Raw genomic sequence first — 3,982 nt, 5'->3', positions numbered from 1 at the left:
TTGGACGCGCTCCTGACTGCTTTTGGCGCAACTGAGACAATAATGGAATATGCTAGGGAATACACAATGATAATCATTATGGGATCGATCTTCACCATGATGAATATGACAATGAACAACCTAGTTAGAGCGGAGGGTAACGCCCAGAGATTCATGGTTGCCATGGTATCGGGAGCTCTACTGAATGTCGCTCTCGATCCGGTTTTCATATTTGGCCTTGGAATGGGAATAACTGGAGCGGCCGTCGCAACTGTAATCTCTCAGTCCGTTTCGACGATGATAATCCTCGAGTACTTCGTTCGTAAGAAGAGTTACACAAACCTATCTNNTAAGAAGAGTTACACGACTCTATCGATAAGGCTGTACAGGTTCTCTCTTCAGATATACTCTGAAATCTTCAAAATCGGCCTTCCGACATTCTTGCGACAATCCTTGTCCAGTTTCGCCGTTGCACTGTTGAATAACGCCGCCGGAAACTACGGGGACCACGCNNAGATCAGGCTATATCGGTTCTCGCTCCACATATACTCCGAGATCTTCAAGATCGGATTGCCAACCTTTTTGAGGCAGTCTCTGTCGAGCTTCTCTGTTCCTCTTCTTAACAATGCTGCAGGGACTTACGGAGATCACGCCGTTGCGGCCGTCGGAATAACAATGAGGGTTCTTATGTTGGGTATGATGGTTCTATTCGGATACGGTCAAGCATTTCAACCGGTTGCTGGCTATAATTACGGCGCAAAGAAGTTTTCGAGAGTTTTCGAAGCTCTGAGATTTTCGGTGATCGTGACAACGGTCTTTGCAACGGTTTTTGCCATAATCGGGTTGACAATACCTGGTTCGATTATCAGCATCTTCAGTAATGACCCCGAAGTCATCGATGTGGGTTCCAGAGCCTTTAGGGCGGTAAACATTTTCTTTCCCACATTCGGCTTCGTGATAACCTTCACGGTTTTGTTCCAGGCACTTGGAAAAGGTTTCGCGGCTGGCTTGCTTTCGATGTCGAAGCAGGGGTTCTTCTTGATTCCCGCAGTGATTGTCTTGCCAAGGTTTTTCGGACTCAACGGAGTGATTTATTCTCAAACAGTTGCAGATTTCTTTACACTTTTCATTGCGGCTATTCTTGCATTCATGATCGTTAGAAAACTCAAGTCGCAGAGTAGAGAGCTTCCCGTGGAAGAACAGGGGGCTAGTTACACCTAGAAGATTACAGGTGAATTCCCTTCTCTTATGAAGGCCCAAGACATATCTTTGGCAGTGTGACCAATTCCGATGTTCCCATATCTGTCGATCGCTATGAGTCCACATTCACAGTTGAAGTATCTGGCTCTCTCGAGAGCGATGTCTACGGATTTTTGAGCGGGGTATTGTTCCATGAAGAAGGCGACCAGCCTGCTCAGTGTGAGCTTCATGATCTTTTCTCCATGACCCGTTGCGGAGACTGCACCGAATGAGTCCGCATAGGTTCCTGCTCCCAAAATGGGGCTATCTCCCACTCTACCGAAACTTTTCATCATCATTCCGCCCGTGGATGTTCCGGCGACCATTCTTCCGTGGTCGTCTAGTGCGACCGCACCGCAGGTAGAGTGATATTTCTCGGCTTGTTTTGCCAGCTTGACGCTCTTTCCAAATCTAGTCTTCTCGCCTCTGGCGATTTTTTCAAGTTCTTCTTTCCACTGAAGGTGTCTTTTCGGAACGATCAGTTCATCTTCCCTAGGAAACCCTAGAACTGTAACGAATTCCTCCAGTTCGGCTCCGGCAAGCAAAACATGATCGGTTTGCTCCATGACGGCCCGTGCCACCGTTATGGGATGGAGAATTCTCTTAAGTCCGGAAATCGCCCCCGCATTTAGGTTGTTGTCCATTATCGCAGCATCCATTTCTATATCGCCGCGATAAGTAAGTGCCGATCCCCTGCCACAGTTAAAGGTGGGATCTTCTTCCATCACGGACACGGCGGTAACAACGGCTTCTTCTGCGTTGTTCATCTTCTGAAGAGTTGAGAATCCTTGCTTGACAGCCTCTTCGACTCCTCTTCTGTGTTCATCGGCGTCTATTACGCTACTAAAGCTTCCGGTACCGCCGTGTACAATGATGGCCTTCATGCAAACACCTCGTTTCAGGCAATAGAATCTTCCTTGATGAAAACAAGAACACTCCTCTTTAAAAAGCAATTCAGATGCCGCGGTGGGCTAAGTCAATTTCCCTCTTCGATTCCTTTTTTCTTTTCACAAATTAGAGCCTTCACAAACAAGCGATGAAACTACTTGCTCTTTCCTTCAGTACTTATTGCCTTGTAACCTCTCTCCTCTACCTCAAACAACCTTCTCATCTCCTCCATGCCGGTCTTCTTCTCGCTTAGAATGATGAAGTTCCCTATCATTTCCGCTACTGCAACGGGTCCGACGAAGGAATTGCCAAACAGAAGTGAGTTGTTCTCGCACAAAATCGACGAATAGGCTTTTGAATAGACCGGACAGTCAATGGAATCTGTAACGAGCAGAGTTCTTGCGGTTCTTTCACGTGCAAAGTCGATCATGTATTCCACTTCTTTTGAGTATGGAGGAAAGGTCATAACTATCAGAGCGTCATTTCTTTCCATAAGCTTTATTTTGAAGGAAAAGTCGGAGACCGATCCCGACAACAACCAGGTCGGCTTCCGCTGGAGAACGGAGATTGTGTACCGCATCAACGAAACCACGTGTCTTGTAGCGCCAAAGCCCCCGAAATAGATGTTCCTGGCTGTCCTTATAGTGTCCACCCATTTGTGAAGCTCTTCTTCTCTGATCCCGGACAGAGTGTTTTTGAGATTGTTGATCTCATTCTGTCTTAGCAATTTCAACTGGTTTTCCACCGGAGCCATGTCAAGTTCTGTCGTTGCGATCTTTTCATACGGAGATAGCCTTCTTCTAAGTTCGCGCTGGATAGCCTTTTTCAGTTCATTGAATCCCGAGAAACCGAGACGCCTAGAGAATCTGACTACAGATGCCTTGCTAGCGCAGGCCATAGAGCTGAGTTCTTCAATGGACATGAATCCCACTTGCGAGTATTCTTTGAGAATATAGGTTGCTATCCTTTTGTAAGCAGGCGATAAACCATCTTTTATTTTCGCTATTTCTTCGGATACCATTGTTATCAACCTTTCGGCAAGGAATTAGTTAATCACTTATTTTATGAAACTATCTTTTCATAATAATAGCATAGTGAAACTATATTTTCATAACTGTTTTCGCTGATTTTTGGAAAAAACTGAGATGATCGGTGAACTGTCAAAGCTTGATCTCGATGCTCAATTTCGTGAGAGATGATTTGGTAGATTTGATGTGATCAAGGTCTGTAGGAATTAGTTTGGAAACATTCTACTTAGCAGTTCATGATGATAGAATATAGCTACACTAATAGGAGGTGGATTTATGAAGCGAGTTCTTATCCTTACGATCTTTCTGATGTTAGTAGCAGCGGCCTTTTCAAACCTGGTGGTTTATTCCAGTGTGGATGAGGCAAATGCAAGGAAGATATTGAACGCATTTGTAGAGGAGACCGGAGTCAAGGTAGATTTCGTATTTCTTTCATCCGGGCCGGCGCTTGCACGAATCGAAGCAGAATCAAACAATCCACAGGCAGATGTTTGGTTTGGGGCTCCTTTGGAAAATCACATTATTGCAAAGGAAAGGGGACTTACGCAGTCGTATAAGACACTGAGCGTGTACGGTGTATCTCCAGAATTCTATGATGTTGAGGGCTATTATCACCCGATTTACATGAATCCTCTTGGCGTTGGAGTGAACACTTCAGTTATTGAGCAGATCAAAGCTTCTGTACCGGAAACATGGGAAGATCTCCTTGATTCTTCATACAGGAGAATGATACAATATCCAAATCCACAGTCTTCAGGAACTGCATACAGTCTGATAACTGGTCTTGTGAAGATTTACGGTGAAGACGGGGCTTTCGAGTATCTGAAAAATCTCGCTCCAAACATCCA

At 45.2% G+C, this 3,982-nt stretch carries 4 protein-coding genes; 2 read left to right on the top strand and 2 right to left on the bottom strand.

Features of this window, described 5'->3' with window-relative positions; genetic code table 11:
• The first annotated feature begins 42 nt into the window (after nt 1-42).
• On the top strand, nt 43-1,200 hold the full coding sequence (locus B3N33_RS05085; RefSeq protein WP_422655898.1) for an MATE family efflux transporter: 1,158 nt from the start codon (nt 43-45) through the stop codon (nt 1,198-1,200).
• Here the strand turns inward: B3N33_RS05085 and B3N33_RS05080 are convergent.
• Together B3N33_RS05080 and B3N33_RS05075 are read right to left on the bottom strand one after the other, a co-directional pair.
• Nucleotides 1,197-2,102 carry an isoaspartyl peptidase/L-asparaginase family protein gene (locus B3N33_RS05080; protein WP_214059987.1) on the bottom strand — a complete coding sequence of 302 codons (906 nt, stop codon included), beginning with the start codon at nt 2,100-2,102 and terminating at the stop codon, nt 1,197-1,199. The genes B3N33_RS05085 and B3N33_RS05080 overlap by 4 nt on opposite strands.
• A 158-nt stretch (nt 2,103-2,260) precedes the next feature.
• A complete protein-coding gene (locus B3N33_RS05075) occupies nt 2,261-3,127 on the bottom strand; it encodes a MurR/RpiR family transcriptional regulator (protein ID WP_214059986.1) in 867 nt (288 codons plus the stop codon).
• A 283-nt stretch (nt 3,128-3,410) separates the two neighbouring features.
• Between B3N33_RS05075 and B3N33_RS05070 the strand changes: the two genes are divergently transcribed.
• On the top strand, nt 3,411-3,982 hold a 572-nt coding region (locus B3N33_RS05070; protein WP_292592368.1), incomplete at its 3' end, for an extracellular solute-binding protein.

The organism is Mesotoga sp. UBA5825, assembly GCF_002432955.1.
GTDB lineage: Bacteria > Thermotogota > Thermotogae > Petrotogales > Kosmotogaceae > Mesotoga.
The sequence above is the reverse complement of the archived record's forward strand: the minus strand, read 5'-3'. Positions and strand labels throughout refer to the sequence as shown.

What these genes read in the sequence shown, in the direction of transcription:
- B3N33_RS05080 (WP_214059987.1), bottom strand. Translation starts at nt 2,102, where the DNA reads ATGAAGGCCATCATTGTACACGGCGGTACCGGAAGCTTTAGTAGCGTA.
- B3N33_RS05075 (WP_214059986.1), bottom strand. Translation starts at nt 3,127, where the DNA reads ATGGTATCCGAAGAAATAGCGAAAATAAAAGATGGTTTATCGCCTGCT.